Genomic DNA, 25,973 nt, shown 5'->3' on the forward strand with positions numbered 1-25,973 from the left:
GACGGTGACGCGTCGGCACGCACGGCGGCGACGCGTCGGCGCATCCGGTGGTGCGGCGCCGGCGCGCACGGTGACCGCGCGCCGGCACGCACGGCGGCGCGGCGTAGTGCCGCACGGTGCGCGGCGTGTTGGGGCGCGCGGTGGCGTTGCGTTGGGGCGGACGGTGAGGGCGCGCCGGGGGTGGGGTGGCCGTGGCGGGGGCGCGTTCGGCGGGCGTGGGCGCGTGTCAGGGGCCCGCGGCCCGGGGAGGGGCTGTCCTTCCGGGGGGCCTCAGTCGCCGAGAAGGCTCAGGTCGTCCTTGACGAGGGTCCTGGTGCGGAGCAGTTCGGTGATGAGGTTGTGGTTTATCGCGTTGCCCGCCGGGGGCGCGACCTCCTCGTCCAGCAGTCCGCTCACGCCTCTCCCGCTGAGGTTCCTGCGCACCTTGGCCACGATGTGGGCCGCCTGCTTGGGGGTCCAGGTGTGCCCCGGGCCGAGGGCGTTCAGCCGGTCGGCGACCTGGGCCCAGGTGAGGGGCTGCGGCGTGGGGTCGTTGCGCAGGTAGCGCTGGGCGAGGCAGACGAGCACCAGCTTTTCCCGCTCGCCGAGTTCGTACGGCTCCTCGCCCGTCTCCTCCTCCCGGGAACCGTCCCGCGCCGTGGGGGGGCGCAGCCCCGCGGAGGCGGTGACGCGGATCTCCAGGAGGTACTCGGCGCGCCGCGTGACGACGAACAGCGGGGTGTAGCCGGTCGGCAGCTCGGCCTGGTTGCCGCCGAGCAGCAGCCGGGAGTCGGGGAACCTGATGGGGGCGCGGCCGATGTTGGTCAGCATCCAGCGGGAGTACTCGCGGGTGATCACCCCCTGCCGGCGGCTGACGTGCTTGTCGTGGCCGCCGACGGAGACGTGCACCTCGGGCTCGTTGCGGCCGAAGACCAGCGTGAAGCCGGCGTCGGGCGCCACGCTCATTCCCCCGTTGGCGCCCAGCACGAACAGCGTGCCGGCCGGTGCCGGCGCCGCGGTGGGGGGTGGGCCGCCGCTGAGGCTGCCCGTGCCCCTCGGCAGCAGGATGACCTTGCTCGCCCCGTTCGCCATGCACGTCCCCTTCCTCGGCGGGCCCTCCGGCCCCTCTCCCGGGTCCGACGGCGGCCGCTCACGCTAGCCCGCCGGGGCCGGGACGGGTCCCGGGCCGGCGCGCGAGGCTGGGCGATTCGGCGTTTCCCGCGGCGGCACGGTCCCAGCGCGCTCCCTCGCGTACCGGCGAACCGGCGAACCGGCGAACGGGCTCGGGCGCCGCCCCCCGGGCACCGCCCCCGGGCGGCGTCCGGCTCTCGCGGCCCGCCCCCGCCGCCCGCGCCGCCGTCGAGTGGTGGGGGCACGGCGCCGGTGGCACGCTGAAAGCAATGTTCCCGAATGCCACGAGGTGAGAACGGCATGACGATCACGAGCAAGCGCGAGGAAGCCACCGAGCAGATGGCCGGCACGTCCGGCATGCCCACGGCCAATTTCGTTCCGGACGCGCTGAGTCGCAGTAGCGAAGAGACCGGCAAGGTGGTGCGCTCGGGGGAACCGACCAGCACCTTCTGGCACTTCGCCGACTTTCGCTGGCACGGGGAATTCCTGCACACCGAGACGCTGCCGACCTCGCAGGTCAACGACTTCAGTCAGGTCGCCGTGTCGATTTGTGAGCTCGACGCGAACAGCAGGCCGTTCATCGGCAATGCCCGGCTTGAGGTCTACAACGTGGCGCCGTTCAGGGACGGCCGCATCATCGTGCGCGGGAACGTCGAGTGGCAGAGCGACCTCAACGTCCGGCTGAACTACATCATCGTCAACTAGGGTTTCTGTCCACGGAGGTTGGTGACAGCGATCGCTGAGGTCCGATCTCTGAAATGGGTGAGGGCCTTCTGGCTCGGTGTGGATTGCGACATCTGTACCGGCGACCGGACAGGCCCTCATGCCGCACCGTAACGCACCACTGACGGAGAGCGGCCGTCTGCGGGTGGACCACCCGCCGCCGCACGCTCCCGACTCTCACCCACCGCAGCTCCCTCACTGCGAAGAGCGACTACGATGGGAAGGGCCCGTCCCGGCGCGCGGGGAGGAACGAGCGGTGGCCAGTGGCGAGTTGGGCTTCTCCCTGCTGAACGACGAGCCGGTGCCGGCCGTGGACGCCGACCTGCTGGGCGCCGGCGGGGTCGCCCAGGAGCTGGCCGCCCTGCTCCTCGCCTCCCGGCAGGCGACGCCCTTCACGCTCGCGGTGGACGCCGGCTGGGGCATGGGCAAGAGCAGCCTGATGCGGATGATGGACGCGGAGCTCACGCGGGCCGAGGGAGTCCACACCGTCTGGTACAACGCCTGGACCTCGACCGGCGCCGATGCCCTCGAAGGGCTCATCAAGTCGGTGCTGACGCGCTTCGATCGCCGGCTGCTGCGCCGGGCGCTCGCGCGGCTCGCCGGGCAGGGCGCCCTCGCCCGCGCCGCGCGCGCCTCCTCCGTGCTGGCCGCCGGGCCGTTCGGGGTCGCCGGGCTGGTCGACCAGCTGTGGCGGTCTCTCTCGGCGAGTCCCGAGGCCCGCAACGAGATGCGGGAGGCCCTGCGGGACCTGACCCAGGAGTGGTCGCCGCCCGGCCCCGGCGACTCCAGGCGGCTCCTCGTCGTCTTCGTCGACGACCTCGACCGCTGCGCGGAGGAGACGGTGCTCGCGGTCTGCGAGGCGGTGAAGGTCTACCTGGACGTGCCGGGGCTCGCCTTCGTCGTGGGCTGCGACCGCACGGCGCTCGCCCCCGGCGGCCTGCTGCGTGAACTCTCCCCCGCGGGCACGGCGTTCATGGAGAAGATCTTCCAGACCAGTTACCGGGTGCCCGCGCCCGCCAACCGGGAGGTGCGGGCCTTCGTTCGGCACTGCGCCCGGCAGTCGGGCATCCACTCCCTGCTGAACGCCGACCTGGTCTCCCTCGTCGCCGCCCGCTCCGAGGGCAATCCGCGCCGCATCAAACGGCTGATCAACGGCCTGGTCCTGGAGATGAGACTCAACCCGCTGTGGCAGGACTTCGGGCCGAGGGCCGCGGACGCGGCGGTCAGGACCCTGCTGTTGCAGACCCTGTACCCGGGGTTCTACCGGATGCTGGCCGGTCCCGGCGCCGTGCACGGCGACGTCCTCGCGGAGTTCCGCACCTACCGGCGGGTCAGGCGGGTGCTGCTGCGGCTGCCCGAGGGCAGCCCGGGCGAGGTGGACGTGGCGCGGTTCCTGACGGAGCACGAGGTGCCGCCCCCGGCCGGGGACGACCCGGCGGAGAGCGCGGCGGCCCTGGAGCGGCTGGAGGCCCAACTCCCCAGCGGCTTCCCCGAACTGGCCGTCGACCAGGATTTCACCTCGCTGGTCGAGGACCTGATGGACCTGCCCAGGGCGGGCGAGTTGATCCGCCTGCTGAGGCGCCAGGCGCCCCCGCCGTCCTCCGGCCTCGGCGGCGGGCACTTCCCCGGGCACCTGCCGCACGGCCCCGAAGGCGAGGAGCGCACCGCGCGGGACGCCCCGCTCGCGGGACTGCGTGTGCTGTGGATCGACGACAACCCGTCGAGCGTTGAGGGCGAGGCCCTCGAACTGCGCCGCGCCGGGGCCCTGGTGGCGGTGGTCAGGAACCGGGCCGAGGCCATGATGCACCTCGCCGCCGGGCCCCGCGACCTGCTGGTCTCCGACATCACCAGGGACGGGGACAAGGAGGCCGGCTTCCTGGACGTGGCCCGGCTGCGGGAGGACGGCCACTACACGGGACCGGTGATCTTCTACACCGGCCGGGTGACTCCCTGGCGCGAGGCGCGGGCCGCCGCCCTCGGCGCCCTGGGCATCACCGCGGACCCGGACGTCCTCCAGCGCCTTGCCCTCGCCGCCGGACGCCGCCCCACCCGCTGAACCCGGCGGCCGGCCACGGGGTGGCGCGTGGCGTGTCCTTCCGCCGACGCCCTCCTTGTCAGGCTCACCGAGTGTGCGCCGGGCAGTGCGGTGGGGCCGGGCGGTCTGCGGGTCGGGTTCACGGGGTGGGGGTGGGGGCGCGGCCGTCGCGGGGGCCGAACACCTCCAGGGCGTCGGCGTCCGTGGCGCGGGCGTACAGGAAGTAGTCCGCCCACTCGGCGGCCTCGGGGTAGCCGGACTCGCGGCCGACGCGGGCGACGGCCTCCGCGATGCCGAAGTCGGTGGTGCGCAGTTCGACGCCGGGGCCGAGCAGGGCCCAGTGCGCGCCGCTTCGGCCGTACGGCATGCCGACGCTGCCGGGGTTGACCACCAGGCGCCCGTGGGCGAGCCGCACGAACGGCATGTGTGTGTGCCCGCAGACCACCGTCCGCAGGGCCGGGTCGAGGCCCTCGAACACCTCCTCCCAGCGATCGAGGCGCGAGTCGACGAGGACGACCTCCTCGTCGTCCCTGGGCGTGGCGTGGCAGAACAGCACCTCGCCGAGGCCGCGCACGGGCAGGGAAAGCCAGCGGGGCAGGCCGCCCAGCAGCTCCAGGTGGTCGGGACGCAACTGCTCGGCGGCCCAGGGTGCGATGGGGTCGGGAATCTCGCCGAGCCGTCCGGCGCGGTACTCCACCAGCTCCCGGTCGGCGTTGCCGCCGATCCACACGACGCGCTCGCCGAGTCCCCGCAACAGGTCGATTACCTCGGCGGGTTGGGGGCCCGCGGCGATGTCGCCGGTGAGGACGAGGCGATCGGCCGCCTGCACGTCGGGCTCGGCGAGCACCGCCTCAAGAGCGGGCAGGACCCCGTGGATGTCGGAGAGTACGGCTATCCGGTTCAGCATGGTGACACTCTGGGGCCGGTGGGGCCCGCGGCGGGAGGGGTGTTCGCCCGCCGCGGAGCGGAAGGAGGGCCGAACGCCGGTGAGGCGGCGAGCCGTTGCGCGGGCCGCCGCGCACGGCGGGCCGGTGGGCCGGGGAGCCGTGGTTCCCCGGACGGCCGGCGTCAGGGCGCCGTCGGCCCGGCGCCCTGACGCGGGTTCCGGTGTCTCAGGCCACGGCCGTGCCGGTGACCGTCGTGCCCGTCGCGTCCCCGAGCGCGGGTGGGCCGTAGGTGAGGACGTGCGGATCCCAGGCCGGCCGGAAGGGAACCACGGCCTCACTCCTCGCCCTCGGGCAGCAGGATCTCGAACTTCTTCGACCGCTCGCCCGTGGTCTCCTCGACGTAGGAGAGGATGCCGCCCGGGCCGCCGATCCGGAGGACCGCCTCTCCGGTGGCCGTGAATCCCGGCGGGTACCGGCCGGAGAGTTCCTCCCCCGCCGGGGACTCCTCCAGGGCGCCGAGGCTGGGGTAGGCGTCCTCGCGCGCCTTCCACTCGAAACCGTATCCATAGGGTGCGAACCAGCCCTCGTCCTGCCCGAGGTTGACAATCGTCAGCCGAAGACGCGCCAACACCCCGTCGTCGTCCGGCACATAATCGACGCCCTCCACGGTGAGCGAGAACTCGGTCCGGAGCGAACGATCCTCCGGGTGGGTGGACACCCAGGTCACCGTGTCCCCCGGCGCAAGCCGCGGCGGCTCCTCCGCCGGCTCTTCTTCCGCGGGGGACGCGGAGGCCGTGGCGCCTGGCTGCCCGTCCTCGGCAGAGGCCGACGTGGACGCCTCGCCTTCCCGCGCCTCCGGCTGCGGCTGCGAGGAACACCCCGCCCCACCGGCCACCGCCAGCACCACCAGCCCCGCCGCGAGCACGCCGCGTAACCGCATGTCTCCTCCCCTTCTGGCACCGTCCTTCGATGCCCAGCCCGCGAGGGGGGACTCCCCACCCTCGGCGCATCATGATCACACAAAGCACACGGCTCGCGCGCGCCCATTGATCGTCTGGACAGCCGGTGAAGACGGACTGCGCGGCCGCCCGTTCGCGGCGAGCGGTCAGAGGGGGCGGACGACGCGGGCCGGGTTGCCGACCGCGACCACGTTGGCGGGAATGTCCCGGGTGACGACCGCCCCCGCGCCGATGACGCTGTTCTCGCCGATCGTCACCCCGGGCAGCACGATCACGCCGCCGCCGAGCCACACGTTGTCGCCGAGGGTGATGGGCCGGGCCGCCTCCAGCTTGTCCCGCCGCGGCTCCGCCTCCAGCGGGTGGGTCGGGGTGAGGAGTTGCACGTTGGGCCCGATCTGGCAGTCCTCGCCGATGGTGACGGCGGCCACGTCCAGGGCGGTGAGGTTGAAGTTGACGAAGGTGCGGGCGCCGATGGAGAGGTGGCTGCCGTAGTCCACGTACAGCGGCGGCCGCACGTGCGCCTCTTCCCCGAGGTGGCCGAGCAGTTCGGCCAGGATCGGCCGGGCGGCGCCGGCGTCCTCGGCATAGGCGGCCTGGTACCGCGCGGCGAGGCGCGCGGCCCGCTGCTGCCGCACGGCGATCTCGGGGTCGTCGGCGATGTAGAGGTCGCCGGCCAGCATGCGCTCGTGCTGGCTGCGCGGGTCCTGGGCGAAGTAGTCCTTCGGCATGGCCACGACCGTATACGCAGGCAACGCGCCGTCCGCGCCACCCCCTTGCCCCCGCAAGGGCCGCCGACCGGCCTCCGACCGGGCTGCCGCCCGGGCCGCGGGGCCCGCCGGACCTCGTGCCCGGCCGCCGGGCGGCGCAGGTCACAGGCGCAGGGCCCACAGGGTGGCCCCCGCGTCGAGCAGCACGGTCGCCTCCTCGCCCGAGGCCAGGCCGCTGAGCTGCGTCTCTTCGAACTCGCCTTCCCAGACGGGGTGTCCGGTCTCGACGTCGACGAGGGTGACCCGGGCCCAGTCGGACAGCAGGCCGCGCGAGGAGGTGCGGTAGAACGCGGCGTAGCCCCCGCTCACCGTGATCGCCTTCGCCTTTCCCTCCGTGTCGCGCCAGCGCTCCGCCCCGTCGGCGGCGTCCAGGAACACCGCCCCGTCCTCGGTCGGCAGCAGGTACCCGCCCGCCACGGCGTGCCCGGCGCCGTCGGGCCCGGGGCGCGCGGTGCCGCCGTAGGTCCACCTCACCTCTCCGGTGCGGCCGTCGTAGGCGGTCGGCTCCAGGCGGTCCCCGCCCGCCATGGGCACGAACACGGTGTCACCCACCACCAGCACGTCCGGCGTCCGGTAGTGGGCGTCGAGGTGATCCTCGACCTCGTATCCCCACAGGTACGGCATCGACCACACCACCTCGCCCGTCGCCGCGTCGCGGCCGAAGAGGAAGATGTCCTCCACGTCGCCGTCGGGGTCGGGGTCGCTGCCGAAGCAGACCAGGCGGTCGTCGCCGATCGCGTGCACCGGCGCGGTGATCTCGGCGGGCAGGGACCAGAGCACCTCGCCGGTCTCCGCCCGCACCGCCGTCCACAGGTCCTGCAGGAGCACCAGGTCCCCGGCGAGGGCGATGTCCTGGGGGGAGAGCGTGTCCGCGTTGCCGAAGGTCCACCGGGTGTCGCCGGTGCGCGGGTCGAGGGCGGCCGTCTCCTCCTCGTCCGCGACGACCAGCAGCCCGCTCGGACGGTGCAGGTAGAGCGCCTCGGTGAGCACGGCCCGGTCCCACAACGCCTCGCCGCTCGCCGCGTCCAGCGCGTGCACGCGGGCGGCGAAGGACTCGGTGACGGCGGTCATGAAGAGGACGGTGTCCCCGGCGACCCCGATCTGCGGTCGGCGCCTGATGCCGGACCAGTCCGTGTCGAAGGGCACCTCCCACAGCGGCCGGCCGGTGGCCGCGTCCAGCGCGCTGAGGTGGCAACCCCCCTGGTCCACCTCCTCGCCGGTGCGCCCGGCGACGAAGCAACGGCCCCCGGCGAGGGCGGCGGGCACCTGCTCGGCGTCCAGGCGCACCTCGGAGCCGACCCGGCGCGACCAGGCGACGGGGTCCTTGTCCGGCTCGCGGCCGAGCAGGTTGGGCACGACGACCAGCGCGGCCAGCCCGAGCAGCCCGGCCGCGCCGCCCAGCACGAGGCGCCTGCCGGGGCGTTCCACGACGGGCGCGGCGGCAGGCGCGTCGGACTCGTCACGCCCGTCGGACCCGTCGGACCCGTCGGAGGTGGCAGGGGTGGCCGAGGCGCCGGCGAGCGATCGCGTCGGCCCCGCCCCCGGCAGGTCCGCCGTCAGGGCGTCCGGGCCCCCGGTCCCGGCCCCTCTTCCCCGCCCGGCCCGGTCCAGGACGGTCGGCACGTACCCGGAACCGGCGCCCCGCGCGTCCCCCTCGGCCCCCTCGGCCCCCGCTTCCTCCCGGCGTCCCGCGGTCCCGGCCCGCCCGCTCCCCGTTGCCCCGGCCGCCCGGTCGCGCAGTTCCTCCGTCATGAGCCAGAGTTCGGCCTCGAGTTCCCGCGCCGAGCGGTACCGTGAGCGGGGGTCCTTGGCGAGGAGGGTGAGCACGAGATCGTCCCACTCGGAGTAGAGGTCGGGCGCCAGGTCGCTCGGGGCGGGGGGCTGGTCGGCCAGGTGCGCGGTCAGGTAGCCGACGGCGTCGGGGGACTCGAACGGCAGCCGCCCGGTGAGCATTTCGAAGAGCACGCAGCCGAGGGCGTACAGGTCGCTTGACTTCTCCGGGCGTCCGCGGGCCTGTTCCGGCGCCATGTAGGGCGGCGAGCCCACCATGAAGCCGGTGCGCGTCACCCTGCCCCCCGCGATGCCTCCGCTGCCCTCCCCCGCGGCAGCCGGGTCGGCGGCGCGCGCGATGCCGAAGTCGAGCACCTTCACGGTGCCCGCCTCGGTCACGAAGACGTTCGCCGGCTTGATGTCGCGGTGCAGGACGCCGGCCTCGTGGGCGTGGGCGAGGGCCCCGCAGATCTGCCCGCCCCACACGGCGACGTCCCTCTCGTGCAGGGGCCCGTGGGCCAGGACGGCCTCCAGCCCTTCGCCGCGCAGCAGTTCCATCACCAGGAAGGGCGTCGTGCCCTCCTCGGTCACGGCCTCGCCGAGGTCGTGCACGGTGACGATGTGGGGGTGCTGGAGCGCCGCGGTGATCCGCGCCTCCCGCAGGAAACGCGCCCGCGCCTCGTCCCCCCGGCTCCCCGCGCCCGCCAGAACGGAGATCACCTTGATGGCGACGGCCCGGCCGAGGCTCTCGTCCCTGGCCTCGAAGACCTCCCCCATGCCGCCCTGCCCCAGCGGCCGGAGCAGGCGATAACGCCCGGCAAGCACACGCTCGTTCACGGTTCCCGATCCCCCCGCTCCCCCACTGCAACGGTTCCCGTCCGCAGGCGCATCGTAGCCGGAGCGGCCCCCGTGTGCCGAGGCCCGCGGGCGAGGGGGCGGGCGGGCGGGCAAGGGGCCTTCGGGCCGCCCGCGGGTCGCCGAACCGGGCCCGTGACAGGGATGACGACATTCGTATGACGCCAGAGCACGCGAGGGATTGACATGCACTTGACCAGATCCTACGTTCCAGGCGTCATTTCGAACTCTGTTCGATATGACGAACGCCGGGCCGCCCCCTCGCGCACGCGCGCACGGTCCGGTCGCCCGCAAACCCCCCACCACAGAGGTGTGATGTGTTCGACAAGAACAACGGGGCCTCGGCAGGCGCCCGAGTGGGACCGCTCCCACGCCTATCGTTCCTGGTCGGAGCCCTGGTGCTCGCCGTCGTGAGCACGCTGGCCGGCCTGTCGCCCCTCGCGGGCCGCGCCGGCGCCGCCGTGCCCGCGGCGGGTGGCACCTACCAGCTGAAGGTCACCAACGGCGGCCGGTGCATCGACGTACCCGCCGCCTCCCACGACAGCGGCGTCAAGCTCCAGCAGTGGGGCTGCACCGAGAACTCCCCCTGGCAGCAGTTCACCCTCGTCTCCGCAGGCTCCGGCCGCTACCTCCTGCAGAACACCGAAAGCGGCAAGTGCATCGACGTCACCGGCGGCTCCACCGCGGTGGGCACCCGGCTCCAGCAGTGGGGCTGCGCCGCCGGCCAGGCCAACCAGCAGTGGTCGCTCACCGCGAGCGGCACCGGCACCTACCGCCTCACCAGCGCGAGCAGCGGCCTGTGCATCGCCGTCCAGGGCGCCTCCACCACCAACGGCGCCGCCATCATCCAGGACACCTGCACCGACAACAGCAACAAGCAGTGGCTCTTCAGCCCCGTCGGCGGCGCCGGCGGCCCGTACACGGTGGCCGCGGACGGGACCGGCACCTACCGGACCGTGCAGGCGGCGATCGACGCGGTGGGCACCGGCAACTCCAGCCGGGTGACCCTCACCATCAAGGCCGGCACCTACCGGGAGAAGGTGACCGTCCCCTCGAACAAGCCCTACATCACGCTCCAGGGCATGGGCGACTCGCCCGACGACGTGCTGATCGTCAACAACTACAGCGCCGGCGAGTACGGCACGGCGGGCAGCGCCACGGTGGTCGCCCAGGGGCACGACTTCGCGGCCACGAACCTGACCATCTCCAACGACTTCGACGAGAGCACCAGGCCCAGCGGCCAGCAGGCGCTCGCCCTGTACCTGGACGCCGACCGGTCCGTCCTCGACGGCGTCCGGCTGCTCGGGGACCAGGACACGCTCCAGGTCCACGACGACGCCAGGGCCTACGTCACCGGCTCCTACATCGAGGGCACGGTCGACTTCATCTACGGGGGCGGCACCGCCGTCTTCAGCGACTGCGACATCTACGAGAAGCGCTCCACGGGCGGGCCGATCACCGCGGCGAGCACGCCCGCGGAGAACACCTACGGCTTCCTCTTCTACCGCTCCTCTCTCACGGGCGCCACGAACAACACCACGCAGCTCGGCCGGCCGTGGCGCGCCGACGCACAGGTCCTCTACCGCGAGTCCTCGCTCTCGGCCAGCATCGCCACCGCCCAGCCCTGGAGCGACATGTCCGGCAACTCCTGGGAGAACGCGCGCTTCCTTGAGTACCGGAACACCGGGCCCGGGGCCACGGTCAACGGCAACCGGCCGCAGCTGCCCGACTCCCAGGCGGCCGCCTACACCCCGCAGCGCTACCTGGCCGGCTCCGACGGCTGGAACCCCGTCGGCTGACCCCATCCCCCAGGAGAGAAGACATGAGCAGGCAACGCATCAAAGGACGCGGCATTCCGCTCGCCGTCCTCGTGCTCTCGCTGTGCGCCTGGCTGCTGGGCGTTCCCGCGGCGCAGCCGGGCAACGCGGCCACCGCCTCCCCCACGGCCGTGCCCGCGGCGGGTGGCACCTACCAGCTGAAGGTCACCAACGGCGGCCGGTGCATCGACGTACCCGCCGCCTCCCACGACAGCGGCGTCAAGCTCCAGCAGTGGGGCTGCACCGAGAACTCCCCCTGGCAGCAGTTCACCCTCGTCTCCGCAGGCTCCGGCCGCTACCTCCTGCAGAACGCCGAAAGCGGCAAGTGCATCGACGTCACCGACAGCTCCACCACCGCGGGCACCCGGCTCCAGCAGTGGAACTGCCACAGCGAACAGACCAACCAGCTGTGGACCCTCACCGCGAGCGGCACCGGCACCTACCGCATCGCCGGCGTGAAGAGCGGCCTGTGCATCGCCGTCCAGGGCGCCTCCACCACCAACGGCGCCGCCATCGTCCAGGACACCTGCACCGACAACGGCAACACACAGTGGTTCTTCTCCCCCGTCGGCGACGGCGGAGGCCGCACCTGGCCGAACACCCCCGACGGCTTCGCCGCCACCGGGGGCGGGACCACGGGCGGGGCCGCGGGCAGCACGGTGACCGTGACCACCTACGACGACCTGGTGAAGTACGCCACCTCAAGCAGCCCGTACGTCATCAGGGTGGCCGCCGCGATCACGGTCACGCCCTACGGGCACGAGATTCCGGTGACCTCGAACAAGACGCTGATCGGCGTCGGTACCTCGGGACAGCTCGTCAACGGCGGCCTCGGCCTCGGCGCGGGCGTGCACAACGTGATCATCAGGAACCTGACGATCCGGGACACGCAGATGGCCGACGACGATCCCGACGACAAGGTCTACGACTTCGACGGCATCCAGATGGACACGGCCGATCACATCTGGATCGACCACAACAGGATCGAGCGGATGAACGACGGCCTGATCGACAGCCGCAAGGACACCAGTTACCTGACGGTGTCCTGGAACGTCCTGGGCGACGTCAACAAGGCCTTCGGCATCGGCTGGACCGACAACGTCACCGCCCGCATGACGATCCACCACAACTGGATACACGACACCAACCAGCGCAACCCGAGCATCGACAACGTCGCGCTGGCGCACCTCTACAACAACTACATGCAGAACATCACCTCCTACGGGAACCTTTCGCGCGGCGCCTCGCGGACGGTGATCCAGAACAGCTACTACGAGAACGTGAACAACCCCTACTACCACGACACTTCCGCCGCCTCGCTGACCCAGAGCGGCAGCATCCTGGTCGGCTGCACCGGAAAGCAGCAGACCAACGGCACGACGTTCGACCCGGGTGACTACTACGCGTACGCGCTCGACCCGGCCGCCGACGTTCCCGGCCTGGTCCGCACCTACGCGGGCCCGCAGTCGAACATCGGCGTCTGACCCGGCCGCAGGCCACCGGGGTGTGGGCCCCCGCTCCAGGGCCCACACCCCGCTGCGGGAAAAGGCGGTGGACGGGCCCTGTGCGCCCGCGCTAACGTGCCCGGCACGCCCGTTCGTGCAAGAGGAGTGAGAAGGGAGGCGGCCGAGATGTCCACCCACACCGCGTCGCGCTTCCCCCACCCGTCCACCGGGCGTTGACCTGGGTGCCCGGGAGCGCGTCGCTTCCGGAAGGAACCCCATGACCGAGTTGGTCATTCGCGCGCTCGCCGAGGGCGAGGCGCGCCCGCTTTTCACCTCCCTGCCCGACCCGGGTCTCGTCGGCCGCGCGCTGCTCGACGCCCCGCACGACAGCTACGCGACCCGCGCCGAGGGCGGCGCCTACCGGCCCGAGTGGACCTGGGTGGCGCTGCGAGAGGGCGCCGTGGTGGCCAGGGCCGCGTTCTGGGGCGGGCCCGAGGACGCGGAACCCGCCGTGCTGGACTGGTTCGACTTCACCGATCGGGAGGCGGGGGTCCGGCTGCTGCGCGCCGTGCCGCTGCGGGCCGAGTACGAGCTGCTTCTGCCGGCTGGCTGGCGCGAGGACCCGGCGGTCCTGGCGGCCGGCGAGGCGCGGATCTCCGCGGCGGCCGAGGCCGGCTACCGGCCGCTCGTGGAGCGCTACCGCTACCTGTGGACGCCGGAGAACGGGCTGCCGGAGCGGCCGGGGCGCCTGGAGTTCCGGCCCGAGCCGGACGACGAGGTGATCCTCGACGTGCTGCGGCAGGTGCACCGCGCGACCCTCGACGCCCACGCCAGGCGCGCGGTGGAGCGCGGCGGCGTGGATCTCGCGGCCCGGGAGGAACTGGACTTCTTCCGCTGGTGCCCCTCGCCGCGCGAGTGGTGGCGGCTGGCGTACACGCCGGGCGGCGAGCTGGTGGGCATCCAGGTGCCCGGGCACAACCCGACCTCGCCGATCGTCGGCTTCGTGGGGGTGGTGCCGGGGCAGCGCGGCCACGGCTACGGCTACGACCTGCTCGCGGAGTGCACCCACGACCTGGCGGCCAGGGGCGCGGACCGGATCGCGGCGGCCACCGACGTCGGCAACGCGCCGATGGCGGCGGCCTTCGCCCGGGCGGGCTACCCGGTGGTGCAGCACCGGTACTGCATGACGCCGCCGTGACCGGGTCCCGACCCCGCGCCGCCCGGCCCCGGCGGTCCCTTCCCCCGGCGGGTGGCCCCGGCCGGCGCGGCGGGGACGGCGTGCGCGGGGCGGCGTGCGGGGACGGCGTGCGCGGGGCGGGCGGGGACGGCGTGCGCGGGGGCGGCGCCTGCGGGCCGGGCGCGATGGCCGCCGGGCCCGGTGGCGTGGGCGGGCCGGGAGCGATTGCCGCCCGGCCCGCGGGCGCGGAGCATGGTGCCATGCGCTTCGAGGTGTGGGCGCCCCGCGCCCGGCGGGTCACGCTGTGCCTGCGCGAGGAGTCCCACGCCATGCGCCCGGACGCCCCCGGCCGGGCGGATGGCTGGTGGTGGGCCGAGGCGCCGGCCGCGCCCGGCGACCGCTACGCCTTCTCCCTGGACGGCGGTCCGCCGCTGCCCGACCCGCGGGCCAGGTGGCTGCCCGAGGGCCCCGAAGCCCCCGGCGCGGTGCCCGCCCTGGAGGAATACCCCTGGCGGCACCCTTGGCCGGGGCGCGGGCTGCCCGGCGCGGTGCTGTACGAGCTGCACGTCGGCACCTTCACCCCCGAGGGCACCTTCGCGGCGGCGGCCGGGCGCCTGCCGCACCTGGCGCGGCTCGGCGTGACCCACGTGGAGCTGATGCCGGTGAACCCGTTCCCCGGGCGCCACGGCTGGGGCTACGACGGGGTGGCGCCCTGGGCCGTGCACGAGCCGTACGGGGGGCCCGAGGGGTTGCAGCGGTTCGTCGACGCGGCGCACGGCCTCGGGCTCGGCGTCGTCCTCGACGTGGTGCACAACCACCTGGGCCCCTGGGGGAACCGGCTGCCCGAGTTCGGCCCCTACTTCACCGAGCGGCACCGCACCCCCTGGGGCGCGGCCGTGAACCTGGACGGCCCAGGGCACGAGGAGGTGCGGGCGTACTTCCTCGGCAGCGCGCTGGCCTTCCTGCGTGACTACCGCCTCGACGGGCTGCGGCTCGACGCGGTCCACGCGCTCGCGGACGACAGCGGGCGGCACTTCCTGGCCGAGCTGACCGCCGCGGTGGACGCGCTGGCCGGCGAGCTGGGCCGCCCCCTGTTCCTGATCGCCGAGTCCGACCAGAACCAGCCGCGCACCACCGCCCCCCGCGAGGCCGGGGGGCACGGGCTGCACGCCCAGTGGAACGACGACTTCCACCACGCCCTGCACGCCGCGCTCACCGGCGAGGCGCAGGGCTACTACGCGGACTTCGCCGCGGACCCGCAGGTCGCCCTGGCGAAGACGCTGACCTGCGGCTTCTTCCACGACGGCGGGTACTCCTCGTTCCGCGGGCGGCCCCACGGGCGCGCGCTCGACCGGAGCGCAACCCCCGCGCACCGCCTGGTCGGCTACGCCCAGACGCACGACCAGATCGGCAACCGCGCGCTGGGCGACCGCCTCGTGTCCCTCGCCGGGGAACGCCGTGCCGCGCTGGCCGCGGCGCTGGTGCTGTGCGGGCCGTTCACGCCGATGCTGTTCATGGGCGAGGAGTGGGGGGCCCGCACGCCGTGGCTCTACTTCACCGACCACCCCGATCCCGCACTCGCCCGGGCGGTACGGGAGGGCAGGCGCCGCGAGTTCGCCGCCCACGGCTGGGACCCCGGCGAGATCCCCGACCCGCAGTCGCCGGCGACCCGGGAGCGTTCCTGCCTGGCCTGGCCGGAGCCGGGCGAGGAGCCCTGGCTGCTCGCCTGGCACCGCCGCCTGCTCGCCATCCGCCACGCGCACCTGCCGCCCGGCCTGCGGATGGCGCAGGTGGAGGTCGAGGTCCCCCGCCACGAGGCGAACGGGGAGGCGGCCACGGAAACCGGCGCGAAGACCGGCGTGGCGGCCGACGTGGGCGCGGGCGGCACGGGCGCGGGCGGGGACGGCACAGGTACGGGCGCGGGCGGCGGCGGCACGGGTGGCACCCACGCGGGCGGCGGGGGGAACGGCGGAACGGCCCGCGAGGCAGCAGGCGAGGGCCGCAGGCGAGGGCGCGGCTGGGGGCACGGCCAGGGTGACGCGGCCGGTTCCTGGCTGGTCCTGCACAACGGCCCGCTGACCGTCGCCGTCAACTTCTCCCCCACCTCCTGGGCCGAACCACCCCTGGGCCCCGGGGAGTTCACGCCCCTGGCGGCGACCCACCAGGAACCGGGCGAGACGGAGGGCGGCGCGCTGCCGCTGCGGCTTCCCCCCGAGTCGGCCGCCGTCTGGCTCCGCACCGCCGACCGCTGAGCCGGCACCCCGGCCCCGGCCCCGCCACCACTGCCCTCCGGCCACCACTGCCTTCCGGCCGCCGTCGGCCGGGCCACCACCGAACCACCGCCAGGCCACAACCGGCCGCCCGCCCCGCGCGGCGCGGAACCTCCCCCGCGCTCAGCCCGCGGCGCGGGTGGACCGGCTCTGCCGGCGGCGTTCCCACCTGTTCTGGTGCCGCACCACGACGCCCCCCGTGCCGCCGTTCCCGGTCAGCCGCAGCAGGGGCGCCCCCGGCGTGCGGTCGGAGACGGTCTTGTCCCGCACGCCGCCGAGGCCCGGGTTCATCTCGTCGGTCTCCACCGCCCAGCCGACGGGGACGATGAGGACCACCCCCGCCATCTCGCCGTTCGCCTCGACCTCCACCACCTGCCAGGGGCATTCCGCGTGCGTGAAGTCGAGCTTGACGCCGCCGAGGCCGCCGAAGGCGGTGATGTGCGCGGGAACGCGCCAGCGCCCGTTCTTCCGCACGCCGTGCATCCCGCCCCTGAGCACCAGCGGCTTGACGGGCGCGGGCGGGGCCACCGTCGGAAGATCCGCGGTGAGGCGGTCCAGCTCGCCGTGCGTCTTGGCGGTCAGCGCCCGCTCCAGGCGCTCGTCCAGCTCGGCCAGGTCGATCCGCCCGTCGGCCGCCGCGTCCCGCAACCGTTCCACGACGGCCTCGCGATCGGCATGGGAGGCACGCAGCTCGCCGGGAACGGCGGGCCCGGGGAGCCCGCCGTCGGCGGTGGGCTCGGGGATGTGGTCGGCCATGACCACGATCATAGGTCCGCGGCGGCACTCAGTGCCCTCGCCGGGCACTCAGCCGAAGAAACGTTCCCAGGCGGGCCCGGCCGCGTGAACGGTCGGTGGCCGACGGACCCTCACGGCTCCGGTACGCGGGTGGTGCGGGTGAGCTCGACGACGAGCTGGTTGCCGAGGAACCAGGGCGCTGCCGGGTGCCCGTAGGGCAGGTACCCGTCCTCCCCCGCGACCAGCCCGCCGCGCGGCCCCGGCGTGAACGCGCCCCCGAACACCCCCCACACCCGCGGCTTCCGGCAGCGCACGAAGACCGGGGGCTCCAGGTGCGGGCAGTGCCGGGTGGCCACCTCGGCGCAGGGCGCGCACACCGGCGGCTTCCTGCACAGCAGCCCCTCCGGCCAGCCCGGCACCTCGTCTCCGGCCTCCGGCCGGCGCATGAGAAACAGCCAGCCCTTCCCGGTCCGGCCGGCCTCCCGCCCGCACACCTGGCAAAGCCGCTCCCCCATGGCCCGCCGCTGCCGCGCCGGATGCATGACGCGGTAGTCGGGGCGCCCCGCCCCTGGCGCGTGAACCATGCGCGCCCACAGCACGCCGTGCCGGTCGCGGTCGGCGGGCGTCTCGTCCCGGTAGGCCAGCCCCCGCCCGTCCGGCCGCACGGTCAGTCGCCCGCCCGCGGTGACCGGCTCCCCGCTCCACCGCGCGACGTAGGGGACCGGGAGCCCCTTCGGCCCCCACGTCCGCAACGCCCGGGCGCCGCCCCCGAGATCCCCGGCGGGCCCGCTCATCGCCCCCTTCCTTCCAGGTGCTTGCGAATCGCCTCCGTCAACTCGGCCAACCTCCGCTCCAATTCATCAAGATCCGGCTGCACGGGACGCGACGGCGTCCCCTCTTTCGCGGGTTCGGGCCGCGAGGTCGTACTCACGAGATGCGTCACCTGCCGCTGTTCGTCCGGCGGTTGATGTCGGGCGCCGCAGGACACCGCGGCAACCACCACGGAATGTCGTGAAGTTGACACGGTCGGCTACCGACGGCATTAGAGTGCCTTTCGCTGGTACGCGATGCAAGACTTCATTCCGCTGTTACGTTTCTTTCTTTTCGAACGCCCGTATGGCATTGCGGAGTGAGTCAACACGCCATTACATTCCGGGGCCTTGCCGCCCTTCACACAGGAGACCAAGGGGAAGACGCATGGCAGAGGGCACGACGGGTTCGACGGTGCCGAGGCGGCAACTCGGCCGCCACCTCCGCGATCTACGCGGCAAAGCGCGAATGACCGTGCGGGCGGCAGCACATGCGCTCGAATGGTCGGAGCCGAAGATCTGGCGCATCGAGACGGGGCAGACCAGCCTGCGGAGCTTCGACGTCCAGGCGATGTGCGGCATCTACGGCGCGCCACCCGACCTCACGAAAGCGCTCATGGCCCTGGCCAAGGAGACAAAGGCCCGAGGCTGGTGGCACAGCTACGGCGACATCATCCCGGAAGGCTTCGATGTTTACGTCGGGTTGGAAGAGGCAGCGGCGAGTCTCTCCTTCTACGGAAATGACGTCGTGCCGGGACTTCTGCAAACGGAGGGATACGCGCGGGAGATCATCAGAACTCACCTCAAGGAAATCGACGAGCAGGCCCTTGAGGGACGCGTCCGGCTCCGCGTAGAGCGCCAGGCACTCCTCACGCGAAGCACGGCGCCGCCCACGTTCCGCGCCCTGCTGAGCGAGGCGATCCTGCGGCGGCCTATCGGCGGATCTGCCGTGATGCATGCGCAGCTGGCACATCTCGTCTACATGTCCGAACTCCCCAACGTGACGATCCGAGTGGTCCCCTTCTCGGCAGGAGCGCACCCGGGCGTGGTTGCGGGCCCGTTCGTCATCCTCCGGTTCCCGGCCAACGGGGAGGGCCACGACTCCGAGCCACCGACGGTCTACGCCGACGGCTACACCGGCAGCCTCTACCTCGACAAGCCCAAGGAGGTCCAGCAATACGACGATGCGTTCGAGGGAATCTGCAAGGCAGCGCTGGATGAACAGGCATCCCAACGTCTGATCGCTGAAGTAGCAGGGAGCCATGAACGCGGTTGATCGAGTTAACCCCAAGTGGTTCACTTCGAGTTACAGCAACGGCAACGGCAACTGCGTCCAGGCCGCCCGCGGCGCACCCGGCGCGGTACCCGTCCGCGACAGCAAGGACACCACCGGCCCCGTCCTCACCTTCACCACCCACGCGTGGAACACATTCCTCACCACGCTCAAGAACGACGAACCCAGCTGATACCAGCAACTCGCCGAACGGCAGGGAGCCATGAACACGGTTGATCTACGCAACGCCCAGTGGTTCACGTCCAGCTACAGCAACGGCAACGGGGAATGCGTCGAGGCCGCCCGCGGGGTGCCCGGTGCGGTACCCGTCCGCGACAGCAAGGACGACGCCGGCGCCGTCCTCACCTTCACCACCCACGCGTGGAACACATTCCTCACCACGCTGAAGAACGACGACCGCGGCTGACGGCCGACCCCAAACCCCCGCCCTCCCCACCGGACGAGGGCGGGGGCGCAGGCACGCACGCCGGCAAGGCAGCCTCAACCCTCCGCGGCCAGGCGGGCGGCGAGGGCGATGAGGACCGTACCGGAGATCTGTTCGAGGCGGCGGCGGACGCCGGGGCGGGAGAGGACGGCCCGCAGGCGGCCCACGCCCCAGACGTACGTCGCGTAGTAGCCGGTCTCGAAGACCGCCCACAGCGCCGCGAGGCCCACCATCGTCGTCAGGTGCGGCGCCCCCTGGGGCACGAACTGCGGCAGGAAGGCCATGGCGAAGATGCCGGCCTTGGGGTTGGCGAGGTTCAGCAGCAGGCCCGCCCGGTAGGCGCGGGCCGCGGAGAGGGGGGTCTGGGGCTGCGCCGTCTCCAGGCTCTCCTCGCCGGCGCGGCGGGCGGCGCGCAGGGTCTGGATGCCGAAGCCCACCAGGACCACCGCGCCGACGAGCCGGAAGATGTCGTACGCCAGCCGTGAGGCGTCGAGCAGGGCGGTCAGCCCGAAGGCCGCGAACAGGCCCCACAGGAAGACGCCCGTCTCGTTGCCGAACACGGTGAAAATGCCGGGCCTTCGGCCGCGCAGCGAGTTGCGGATGATGAGGACCGTGCTCGGCCCGGGGGCCGCGGCTATCAGCGTGCAGGCACCGAGAAACGCAACCAGTTCACTCCCCATGCGCCCCATCCTGGCGACGGGCCGGGGCGGGGCACCACCCCTTTTTCCCCGCCGCCCGGCGGCGTGCCTCCGCCCGCCCCGCCCGGGGCTTTCCCCGCCGCGCGGGCTCAGGCGGCGGAGGCCCAGGCGACGAGCGGGCTCAGGCGGCGGGGGGCGCGTCGGCCGCGGGTTCCGGCCTCGGCGCGGGCGCCGTGGAGTCGCGTACCACGAGCGAGGTGCCGAGGGTGGTCTCGGCCGTCGCCTGGTCCGCGTCCTTCGCCTCCACGGCCTGGATCAGCAGGTCCACCGCGGCGCGCCCCGCGGCCGCCGTCGGCATGGCGACCGTGGTCAGCCGGGGCCGGTTCAGCCGCCCGACCACGGTGTCGTCGATGCCCACCACGCTCACCTCCTCGGGCACGGCCACGCCCAGCGCGTCCAGGCCCTCGATGAGGCCGACCGCGACCAGGTCGTTGTAGGCGATCACGGCCGTGGCCCGGGCCTCGACGACCGCCCTGGCCGCCGCTATCCCGCCCTGCTCCGTGGGCGAGTTGGGGGCGAAGAGCGTCATCTCCAGACCCCGCCCGGCCGCGGCGGCCTCCGCGGCCCGCCGCATCTCGGCGCTCGTCCACGAGTTGCGCGGGCCGCCCGCGAGCAGCAGGCGGCGGTGCCCGAGCCCCGCGAGGTGCTCGACGGCGAGGGCGGCGCCGTGCGCCACATCCATCAGCACCGCACACAGGCCGGGAACGCGCCGGTTGACCAGCACCAGCGGCACCTCGCCGCCCAGCGCGGCGATCTCCTCGTTGGCCAGCCGAGGGCTGACCAGCACCAGGCCGTCCACCTGCCGGGCCAGCGTCCGCAGCAGTTCCTCTTCCGCCCGCGGGTCCTCGTCGGTGTCGGCGACGAAGACCTGGTAGCTGCACAGGCGGGCCCGCGACTGGGCGGACTTGATCAGCGGCGGGAAGAAGGGGTTGGCGATGTCGGCCACGATGAGGCCGATGTTCTGGGTACGGCCGGTGGTGAGGGCACGGGCCGTCTGGTTGGGCCGGTAGCCGAGCTCGGCCGCGGCGGCGAGGACGCGTTCGCGGGTCTCGGCCTTCACGAGGTGCGAGCCGGAGAAGGCGCGGGAGACGGTGGAGATGTGCACGCCGGCGGCCTGGGCGACGTCGCGGATCGTCACGGCCACGTCGACCGCGCTCCGTCCGGTCTCGGCCCGGCCCGCCGGCCGGCGGATGTGCCCTTGGCGGCTTGGCTGTTCACCCGCCACACCTTAGCCTCAGGCCCCCCGGCGGCCACCCCGCGCACCCCGCCGCCGCGATCGTGCCCGGGCACCGGGAGCGGCGGCGCAGCGCGAACGGCACCGCAGCGGGAGCGGCACCCATACGGCCGCGAGCGGCACCGCACCCCAAGGGCCGCACCGGGACCGGTGCCGCCCCACGCGGCACCGCACCGCAAAAGCGGCACCGCACCGCACCGCACCCGGCGCCGCGGGCCGGGTGCGCGGGCCTCGCCCCCGCGCGGCCCGGCGGCCCCGGGCCGCGGCCCTCAGGACTCGGCGTCGGCCGGGGTCAGCGTGAGGGCGATCGAGTTGATGCAGTACCGCAGGTCGGTGGGCGTCCCGTAGCCCTCGCCCTCGAAGACGTGCCCGAGGTGGGAGCCGCAGGTGGCGCACCGGACCTCGGTGCGGGGGCGGCCCGGGATGGAGTGGTCGGGCCTGGTCTCCACCGCGTCGGTGTCGGCCGGGTCGTAGAAGGAGGGCCAGCCGCAGTGCGACTCGAACTTGGTCGAGGAGCGGAAGAGCTCGGCCCCGCAGGCGCGGCAGTGGTAGACGCCGACCGTCTTGGTGTCGGTGTACTCGCCGGTGAACGCGCGCTCGGTGCCCGCCTCGCGCAGCACGTGGTAGGCGTCCTCGCCGAGCTCCTCGCGCCACTGCTCCTCGGACTTCTCGATCTTGTATCCCATGCGTGTGTCTCCTTGGTTCTCCAGGGCACGTCAGCCGGCGAGCCGGGCGAGGATCTCGGGACCGAGGTCGGTGACGTCGCCCGCGCCCATGGTGACAACGAGATCCCCTGGCTTCGCGATTCCCGCGACGGCCTCGGCGACGGCGCCCTTGTCGTGCTCGGCGCGCACCTCGGCCCCCGCGGCGCGGGCCGCGTCCACGATCAGGGCGCTGGTGACCCCCGGGATCGGATCCTCGCGGGCGGGGTAGATGTCGAGGACCAGGCAGGCGTCGGCCAGGGCGAGGGCCTGCCCCATCTCGGTGGCCAGCTCCCTGGTGCGGCTGAAGAGGTGCGGCTGGAAGACGACGAGCACCCGGCCGCCCGCGGCGCCCTCGCGCAGCGCCTCGATGTCGGCCGTCATCTCGGTCGGGTGGTGGGCGTAGGAGTCGACGACCCGCACGCCGGCCGCCTCGCCCATGCGCTGGAGGCGGCGGCGTGCCCCGGTGTAGCTGCCGAGGGCCTTGGCCAGGTCGCTCTCGGGCACCCCGGCGGCCACGCCGGCCGCGAGCGCGGCGACGGCGTTGTGCGCGTAGTGGCGGCCTGGCACCGCGACGCGGAAGGCGAGTTCGCGGCCCTCGCGTGCCACGGTGACCTCGCTCTCCAGCCCCTCGCTCACCAGCCGCTTCACCCGCACGGTGGCGTCGGCCGACTCCCCGTAGGTGACGAGGGTGAGGCCGGCGCGCCCCGCCAGGCGCGCGGTCAGCTCGCGGGCGCCCGCCTGGTCGGCGTTGACCACCAGGGTGCCGCCGGGCACGATCCGGTCGGCGAACCGCTCGAAGGACTCGTAAACCTCTTCCAGCGAGGCGTAGTTGGCGTGGTGGTCGAGCTCGACGTTGAGGACGGTCGCCACCTCGGGGCGGTAGCGGTGGAAGCTGCGGTCGCTCTCGTCGGCCTCGGCCACGAAGAGGTCGCCCGTGCCGTGCTCCGCGTTCGAGCCCGGCGCGTCCAGGTCGCCGCCGATCGCGTACGAGGGGGCAAGGCCCAGCTCGGTGAGGGCGACGGCGAGCATCGAGGTGGTGGTGGTCTTGCCGTGGGTGCCCGCCACGGCGATCGCCCGCCTGCCCTCCATGAGGGCGGCGAGCGCGGCGGCGCGGTGCACCGTGGGGATGCCGCGCCTGGCGGCCTCGGTCAGCTCGGGGTTGTCCGGGCGGATGGCGCTGGAGACGACGACGCAGCTGGCGTCGGGGGCCAGGTGGACGGCGGCGTGGCCCAGGTGCACCTCGACGCCGAGCGCGCGGAGGGCGGCGGCGGTCTCCGAGTCGCGGGAGTCGCTGCCCGCCACGCGGGCGCCACGCCGGCTGAGGATCTTGGCGATGCCCGACATGCCCGCGCCGCCGATGCCGATGAAGTGCGGTTTCTCCAGCGTGGGCGGGATCGCCGGTGTCATCGATGTCTCTCCCTGGTCGAGGCGTGCCCCCTGCGTGCCCCCCGATTGTCGCACCCGGCCGGGACGGCGCCGGTCATTCCGAGTGGGCGAACAGCTTGAGCACGGGCACGCCCACCTTGTGCCTGGCCCGGGAGGCCCAGTCGCGGTGGAAGAACTCCTCGACGTAGTGCGGGGCGGTCAGGACGATGACCTCGTCGGCGCCCGTCTCCTCGACCACGGAGGCCAGCACGTCCAGCGGGTGGTCGTCGATGAGCCGCCCCTCCGCCTCGACGCCCACCTCGCGCAGCGCCTGGATCGACTGGGCCAGGGCCCGCCGGCCCCGCTCGTCCCGGCGGTCCTCCTCCGGCGCCTCGGCCTCGCTCACCGCCTCCGTGAACTCGCCGAGCGCCACGTCGTCCAGCGCCCGCAGCAGCCGGTCCTGCTCGCCGCGCGGCTGCATCAGCACCACGAAGGACTGGGGTTCCTCGCCGTGCAGGGTGGTGACGAGCTCGACGTCGGTCGGCGCCATCGGCTTTTCGATCATGAGAATTATCGTGATCACTGGGAGCGCCCCTTCGTCGGTGCCGGGTCACGCGCGCCCCGACGGAAGCCATCCTCCCCCGGGGGCCTCACGGGGTGTTGCGCTTTTCAGCCTGCCCCGATCAGGATAAGCGGAATACCATATTCCGCTCTCCCGAATGCGGCTTTTCCCGTTCTCTCCGTCCGCTCCGCCCCCTTGCGCCTTCTTGTACCCTTCCTCCGGCTCTTTCGCCTTCCGCCGCCCCCGGGTACCCCGCCCGGCCGGGAGCGTGCCTCCCGTTGCGCGGGCACCGGGCCGGGGCGGCGCCGGGGGTTCAGCGCCGCCGGTAGCGGGTGAACAGGAAGCCGGAGTCCTCCAGGACGTCGGTCAGCTCCAGTTCGCGGGGGGCGTCCAGCTCCGGGCCGCTGACGATCCTGGGCGCGGTGCCGGCCGTGTACCTGGGCGCCCAGCTCAGGCACAGCTCGTCCACCACCCCCGCGGTGACGAGCTGCCCCAGCAGCCGCGGGCCGCCCTCGGTGAGCATCCGCGGGTAGCCGCGGCGGGCCAGCTCGGCCTTGACGCGTGCGGGCTCGGCCCCCGAGCCCTCCCCGGCCGTGATCACCTCCACGCCCGCCTCCCGGGCCAGGGCCAGCCCCGCGTGCGGCGCCCTGGCCCCGGTCAGCAGCAGGGTCGGCACCAGCGGCTCGGCGAACAGCGGCAGCGAGAAGTCCAGGTGCAGGCTCGCGCTGAGAACGGCGATGGCCGGGACCGGCGCCTGCCCGGCCGCGGCCCGCCGCTCGGCGAACTCGGAACGGGCGCGGGCGGGCCGGTACCGCTCCTCGCGCACCGTCTCCGCCCCGACGATCACCACGTCGGCGAGCTGCCGCAGCACCCCGAAGACCCGCTTGTCCGCCGCAGAGGACAGCGGGCGGGAGCGCCCGCCGTGGTGGGCGGCGCCGTCCGCGGAGGACACCATGTTGGCGCGCAGCCACCCGGCGCCCGGCAGGCGTTCCTCGGGGTAGGCGTAGGCGTCGGCGATCTCGGACAGGTCCCACTCCCGGTCCACGAGGGCGGCCGGACCCGGGGCGGCGGGGAACAGGCGTCGCATGGGGCGCAGTGTGGCACACGGGCCGACTCGGGCCAGGAAGGTGGGCGCGGCCCGCTCCGCGTACAGTGGGAGACTGTGTCCACTCGCACCACCCAGGAGTCCCCCGGCCCGATATCCGGCCCCGTGGCGCTGAGCGCCAGGGAGCCCAGGGTGGCCCCCGAGCGGCTGGTCGCCGAGCTGGTCCCGCCGCTCCGTTTCGAGACCGTGCGGTTCGACACCTACCTGCCCGACCCGAAGCAGCCGAGCCAGGGCGCCGCGGTGAAGGCGCTCGACGCGTTCGCCTCCGGGCTCGGCGAGGGAGCGCGGGCGGGCACCGGCCGCGGCGGGCTGTGGCCGCGGCGCGCGCGCCGCAGGCAGCCGCCCGAGCCGCGCGGGATCTACCTGGACGGCGGCTACGGGGTCGGCAAGACGCACCTGCTCGCCTCCCTGTGGCACGCCGCCCCCGTGCCCCGCGAGGCCAAGGCGTTCGGCACCTTCGTGGAGCTGACCAACCTCGTGGGCGCGCTCGGCTTCCGGCGGACGGTGGACACGCTGGCCGGCCATCGGCTGCTGTGCATCGACGAGTTCGAGCTGGACGACCCGGGCGACACGGTGCTGATCTCCTCGCTCCTCGGGCAGCTCGCCGCCCGGGGCGTGGCGCTGGCCGCCACCTCCAACACGCTGCCGGGGCGCCTGGGCGAGGGCAGGTTCGCCGCCGCGGACTTCCTGCGCGAGATACAGGGGCTCGCCGCGCACTTCCGCACCCTGCGCATCGACGGCGAGGACTACCGGCACCGCGGGCTCCCGCGGGCGCCGGAGCCGCGCCCCGAGGAGGAGGTCATCCGGGTCGCGCACGCCACGCCCGGCGCCTCCCTCGACGCGTTCGGCCCGCTGCTCGACCACCTGCGGCGGGTCCACCCCAGCCGCTACGGCGCGCTGCTCGGCGGCGTGGAAACGGTCTGCCTCACCGGGGTGCGGCCGGTGCCCGACCAGGCCACGGCGCTGCGTCTGGTGGTGCTCGCCGACCGGCTCTACGACCGGGAGATCCCGGTGCTCGCCTCCGGGGTGCCCTTCGACCGGCTCTTCGGCGAGGAGATGCTAAACGGCGGCTACCGCAAGAAGTACCACCGCGCCGTCTCCCGGCTGACGGCGCTGGCCAGGGATGCCGCGGCCGCCGCCTGAGGCGCCGGACGGAGCGGACGGACCGGGCGGGCCGGACGGCCGGGGGCGCGTGCCCGAGCGCGGGCGCCGCCGGGCCCGGTGCGGG

General features: G+C 73.8%; 23 protein-coding genes. 10 read left to right on the plus strand and 13 right to left on the minus strand.

Annotation, left to right across the window (positions count from 1 at the left end):
• Positions 1 to 270 precede the first annotated feature (270 nt).
• The gene (locus D7294_RS24710) at positions 271 to 1,071 is read right to left on the minus strand and encodes an FHA domain-containing protein (protein ID WP_120683467.1); all 801 of its coding nucleotides are present in this window, start codon (positions 1,069 to 1,071) and stop codon (positions 271 to 273) included.
• A 339-nt stretch (positions 1,072 to 1,410) separates the two neighbouring features.
• Here D7294_RS24710 and D7294_RS24715 point away from each other — a divergent pair, with 339 nt between their 5' ends.
• Both D7294_RS24715 and D7294_RS24720 read left to right on the plus strand, forming a co-directional pair.
• A complete protein-coding gene (locus D7294_RS24715) occupies positions 1,411 to 1,815 on the plus strand; it encodes a hypothetical protein (RefSeq protein WP_120683469.1) in 405 nt (134 codons plus the stop codon).
• Positions 1,816 to 2,089: 274 nt separating this feature from the next.
• On the plus strand, positions 2,090 to 3,889 hold the full coding sequence (locus D7294_RS24720; protein WP_241562599.1) for a P-loop NTPase fold protein: 1,800 nt from the start codon (positions 2,090 to 2,092) through the stop codon (positions 3,887 to 3,889).
• 118 nt (positions 3,890 to 4,007) lie between these two features.
• Here D7294_RS24720 and D7294_RS24725 read toward each other — a convergent pair whose 3' ends face one another.
• The 4 genes from D7294_RS24725 to D7294_RS33440 all read right to left on the minus strand — a co-directional run bounded on the left by D7294_RS24725 (position 4,008) and on the right by D7294_RS33440 (position 9,088).
• A complete protein-coding gene (locus tag D7294_RS24725; protein WP_120683473.1) occupies positions 4,008 to 4,775 on the minus strand; it encodes a metallophosphoesterase family protein in 768 nt (255 codons plus the stop codon).
• Positions 4,776 to 5,089: 314 nt separating this feature from the next.
• Positions 5,090 to 5,695 (minus strand): hypothetical protein, encoded by a 606-nt coding sequence (locus D7294_RS24730; RefSeq protein WP_120683475.1) that lies wholly within the window; start codon positions 5,693 to 5,695, stop codon positions 5,090 to 5,092.
• Positions 5,696 to 5,860: 165 nt separating this feature from the next.
• A complete protein-coding gene (locus tag D7294_RS24735; protein WP_120683583.1) occupies positions 5,861 to 6,442 on the minus strand; it encodes a sugar O-acetyltransferase in 582 nt (193 codons plus the stop codon).
• Between the two features lie 141 nt (positions 6,443 to 6,583).
• Entirely contained in the window at positions 6,584 to 9,088 is a 2,505-nt protein-coding gene (locus D7294_RS33440; protein ID WP_241562600.1) for a serine/threonine-protein kinase, read from the minus strand.
• Positions 9,089 to 9,504: 416 nt separating this feature from the next.
• Between D7294_RS33440 and D7294_RS24750 the strand changes: the two genes are divergently transcribed.
• The 4 genes from D7294_RS24750 (at position 9,505) to treZ (ending at position 15,797) form a co-directional block, all read left to right on the plus strand.
• Complete coding sequence (locus D7294_RS24750; protein ID WP_206619562.1) at positions 9,505 to 10,905, plus strand: pectinesterase family protein; 1,401 nt, start codon at positions 9,505 to 9,507, stop codon at positions 10,903 to 10,905.
• A 23-nt stretch (positions 10,906 to 10,928) separates the two neighbouring features.
• Positions 10,929 to 12,407 carry an RICIN domain-containing protein gene (locus D7294_RS24755; RefSeq protein WP_120683477.1) on the plus strand — a complete coding sequence of 493 codons (1,479 nt, stop codon included), beginning with the start codon at positions 10,929 to 10,931 and terminating at the stop codon, positions 12,405 to 12,407.
• A gap of 238 nt (positions 12,408 to 12,645) precedes the next feature.
• Positions 12,646 to 13,566, plus strand: coding sequence for a GNAT family N-acetyltransferase (locus D7294_RS24760; RefSeq protein ID WP_120683479.1), 921 nt, complete (start codon positions 12,646 to 12,648; stop codon positions 13,564 to 13,566).
• Between the two features lie 239 nt (positions 13,567 to 13,805).
• Complete coding sequence (gene treZ / locus D7294_RS24765) at positions 13,806 to 15,797, plus strand: malto-oligosyltrehalose trehalohydrolase (protein WP_174248431.1); 1,992 nt, start codon at positions 13,806 to 13,808, stop codon at positions 15,795 to 15,797.
• 141 nt (positions 15,798 to 15,938) lie between these two features.
• Here the strand turns inward: treZ and D7294_RS24775 are convergent, their stop codons facing one another.
• Both D7294_RS24775 and D7294_RS24780 read right to left on the minus strand, forming a co-directional pair.
• The gene (locus tag D7294_RS24775; protein ID WP_120683589.1) at positions 15,939 to 16,571 is read right to left on the minus strand and encodes a DUF1707 SHOCT-like domain-containing protein; all 633 of its coding nucleotides are present in this window, start codon (positions 16,569 to 16,571) and stop codon (positions 15,939 to 15,941) included.
• A 110-nt stretch (positions 16,572 to 16,681) separates the two neighbouring features.
• Entirely contained in the window at positions 16,682 to 17,344 is a 663-nt protein-coding gene (locus tag D7294_RS24780) for a hypothetical protein (protein ID WP_120683481.1), read from the minus strand.
• Between the two features lie 403 nt (positions 17,345 to 17,747).
• Here D7294_RS24780 and D7294_RS24785 point away from each other — a divergent pair, with 403 nt between their 5' ends.
• The 3 genes from D7294_RS24785 to D7294_RS24795 are packed head-to-tail and all read left to right on the plus strand — an operon-like array spanning position 17,748 to position 19,059.
• Positions 17,748 to 18,635: a helix-turn-helix domain-containing protein gene (locus tag D7294_RS24785; RefSeq protein WP_120683483.1), complete on the plus strand. Its 888-nt coding sequence runs from the start codon at positions 17,748 to 17,750 to the stop codon at positions 18,633 to 18,635.
• Positions 18,622 to 18,825 carry a DUF397 domain-containing protein gene (locus tag D7294_RS24790; RefSeq protein WP_120683485.1) on the plus strand — a complete coding sequence of 68 codons (204 nt, stop codon included), beginning with the start codon at positions 18,622 to 18,624 and terminating at the stop codon, positions 18,823 to 18,825. Before D7294_RS24785 ends, D7294_RS24790 begins: the two co-directional genes overlap by 14 nt.
• Before the next feature lie 30 nt (positions 18,826 to 18,855).
• Positions 18,856 to 19,059 carry a DUF397 domain-containing protein gene (locus D7294_RS24795; protein WP_120683487.1) on the plus strand — a complete coding sequence of 68 codons (204 nt, stop codon included), beginning with the start codon at positions 18,856 to 18,858 and terminating at the stop codon, positions 19,057 to 19,059.
• A 74-nt stretch (positions 19,060 to 19,133) separates the two neighbouring features.
• Here the strand turns inward: D7294_RS24795 and D7294_RS24800 are convergent, their stop codons facing one another.
• From D7294_RS24800 to D7294_RS24825, 6 genes are all read right to left on the minus strand, one after another.
• Positions 19,134 to 19,757, minus strand: a complete 624-nt coding sequence (locus D7294_RS24800; RefSeq protein ID WP_120683489.1) for a LysE family translocator — start codon at positions 19,755 to 19,757, stop codon at positions 19,134 to 19,136.
• Positions 19,758 to 19,896: 139 nt separating this feature from the next.
• Entirely contained in the window at positions 19,897 to 20,919 is a 1,023-nt protein-coding gene (locus tag D7294_RS24805; RefSeq protein WP_120683490.1) for a LacI family DNA-binding transcriptional regulator, read from the minus strand.
• 359 nt (positions 20,920 to 21,278) lie between these two features.
• Positions 21,279 to 21,695, minus strand: a complete 417-nt coding sequence (gene msrB / locus D7294_RS24810) for a peptide-methionine (R)-S-oxide reductase MsrB (protein WP_120683492.1) — start codon at positions 21,693 to 21,695, stop codon at positions 21,279 to 21,281.
• A 30-nt stretch (positions 21,696 to 21,725) separates the two neighbouring features.
• Positions 21,726 to 23,120, minus strand: coding sequence for a UDP-N-acetylmuramate--L-alanine ligase (murC, locus tag D7294_RS24815; protein ID WP_120683494.1), 1,395 nt, complete (start codon positions 23,118 to 23,120; stop codon positions 21,726 to 21,728).
• 73 nt (positions 23,121 to 23,193) lie between these two features.
• On the minus strand, positions 23,194 to 23,661 hold the full coding sequence (locus tag D7294_RS24820) for an indole-3-glycerol phosphate synthase (protein ID WP_120683496.1): 468 nt from the start codon (positions 23,659 to 23,661) through the stop codon (positions 23,194 to 23,196).
• Positions 23,662 to 23,953: 292 nt separating this feature from the next.
• Complete coding sequence (locus D7294_RS24825) at positions 23,954 to 24,727, minus strand: pyrimidine reductase family protein (RefSeq protein WP_120683498.1); 774 nt, start codon at positions 24,725 to 24,727, stop codon at positions 23,954 to 23,956.
• Positions 24,728 to 24,802: 75 nt separating this feature from the next.
• On the opposite strand from D7294_RS24825, the gene zapE reads away from it, so the two are divergent.
• Positions 24,803 to 25,888 carry a cell division protein ZapE gene (zapE, locus tag D7294_RS24830; protein ID WP_241562601.1) on the plus strand — a complete coding sequence of 362 codons (1,086 nt, stop codon included), beginning with the start codon at positions 24,803 to 24,805 and terminating at the stop codon, positions 25,886 to 25,888.
• Positions 25,889 to 25,973: the final 85 nt, after the last annotated feature.

This window comes from Streptomyces hoynatensis (genome assembly GCF_003626535.1).
GTDB classification, from domain to species: domain Bacteria; phylum Actinomycetota; class Actinomycetes; order Streptomycetales; family Streptomycetaceae; genus Streptomyces; species Streptomyces hoynatensis.

Coding starts and splice junctions, on each gene's coding strand:
- D7294_RS24825 (WP_120683498.1), bottom strand. CDS start 24,727: ATGCGACGCCTGTTCCCCGCCGCCCCGGGTCCGGCCGCCCTCGTGGAC.
- D7294_RS24735 (WP_120683583.1), bottom strand. CDS start 6,442: ATGCCGAAGGACTACTTCGCCCAGGACCCGCGCAGCCAGCACGAGCGC.
- D7294_RS24755 (WP_120683477.1), top strand. CDS start 10,929: ATGAGCAGGCAACGCATCAAAGGACGCGGCATTCCGCTCGCCGTCCTC.
- D7294_RS24785 (WP_120683483.1), top strand. CDS start 17,748: ATGGCAGAGGGCACGACGGGTTCGACGGTGCCGAGGCGGCAACTCGGC.
- D7294_RS24775 (WP_120683589.1), bottom strand. CDS start 16,571: ATGGCCGACCACATCCCCGAGCCCACCGCCGACGGCGGGCTCCCCGGG.
- treZ (WP_174248431.1), top strand. CDS start 13,806: ATGCGCTTCGAGGTGTGGGCGCCCCGCGCCCGGCGGGTCACGCTGTGC.
- D7294_RS24800 (WP_120683489.1), bottom strand. CDS start 19,757: ATGGGGAGTGAACTGGTTGCGTTTCTCGGTGCCTGCACGCTGATAGCC.
- D7294_RS24790 (WP_120683485.1), top strand. CDS start 18,622: ATGAACGCGGTTGATCGAGTTAACCCCAAGTGGTTCACTTCGAGTTAC.
- D7294_RS24780 (WP_120683481.1), bottom strand. CDS start 17,344: ATGAGCGGGCCCGCCGGGGATCTCGGGGGCGGCGCCCGGGCGTTGCGG.
- D7294_RS24760 (WP_120683479.1), top strand. CDS start 12,646: ATGACCGAGTTGGTCATTCGCGCGCTCGCCGAGGGCGAGGCGCGCCCG.
- D7294_RS24725 (WP_120683473.1), bottom strand. CDS start 4,775: ATGCTGAACCGGATAGCCGTACTCTCCGACATCCACGGGGTCCTGCCC.
- murC (WP_120683494.1), bottom strand. CDS start 23,120: ATGACACCGGCGATCCCGCCCACGCTGGAGAAACCGCACTTCATCGGC.
- D7294_RS24730 (WP_120683475.1), bottom strand. CDS start 5,695: ATGCGGTTACGCGGCGTGCTCGCGGCGGGGCTGGTGGTGCTGGCGGTG.
- D7294_RS24710 (WP_120683467.1), bottom strand. CDS start 1,071: ATGGCGAACGGGGCGAGCAAGGTCATCCTGCTGCCGAGGGGCACGGGC.
- D7294_RS24715 (WP_120683469.1), top strand. CDS start 1,411: ATGACGATCACGAGCAAGCGCGAGGAAGCCACCGAGCAGATGGCCGGC.
- D7294_RS24795 (WP_120683487.1), top strand. CDS start 18,856: ATGAACACGGTTGATCTACGCAACGCCCAGTGGTTCACGTCCAGCTAC.
- msrB (WP_120683492.1), bottom strand. CDS start 21,695: ATGGGATACAAGATCGAGAAGTCCGAGGAGCAGTGGCGCGAGGAGCTC.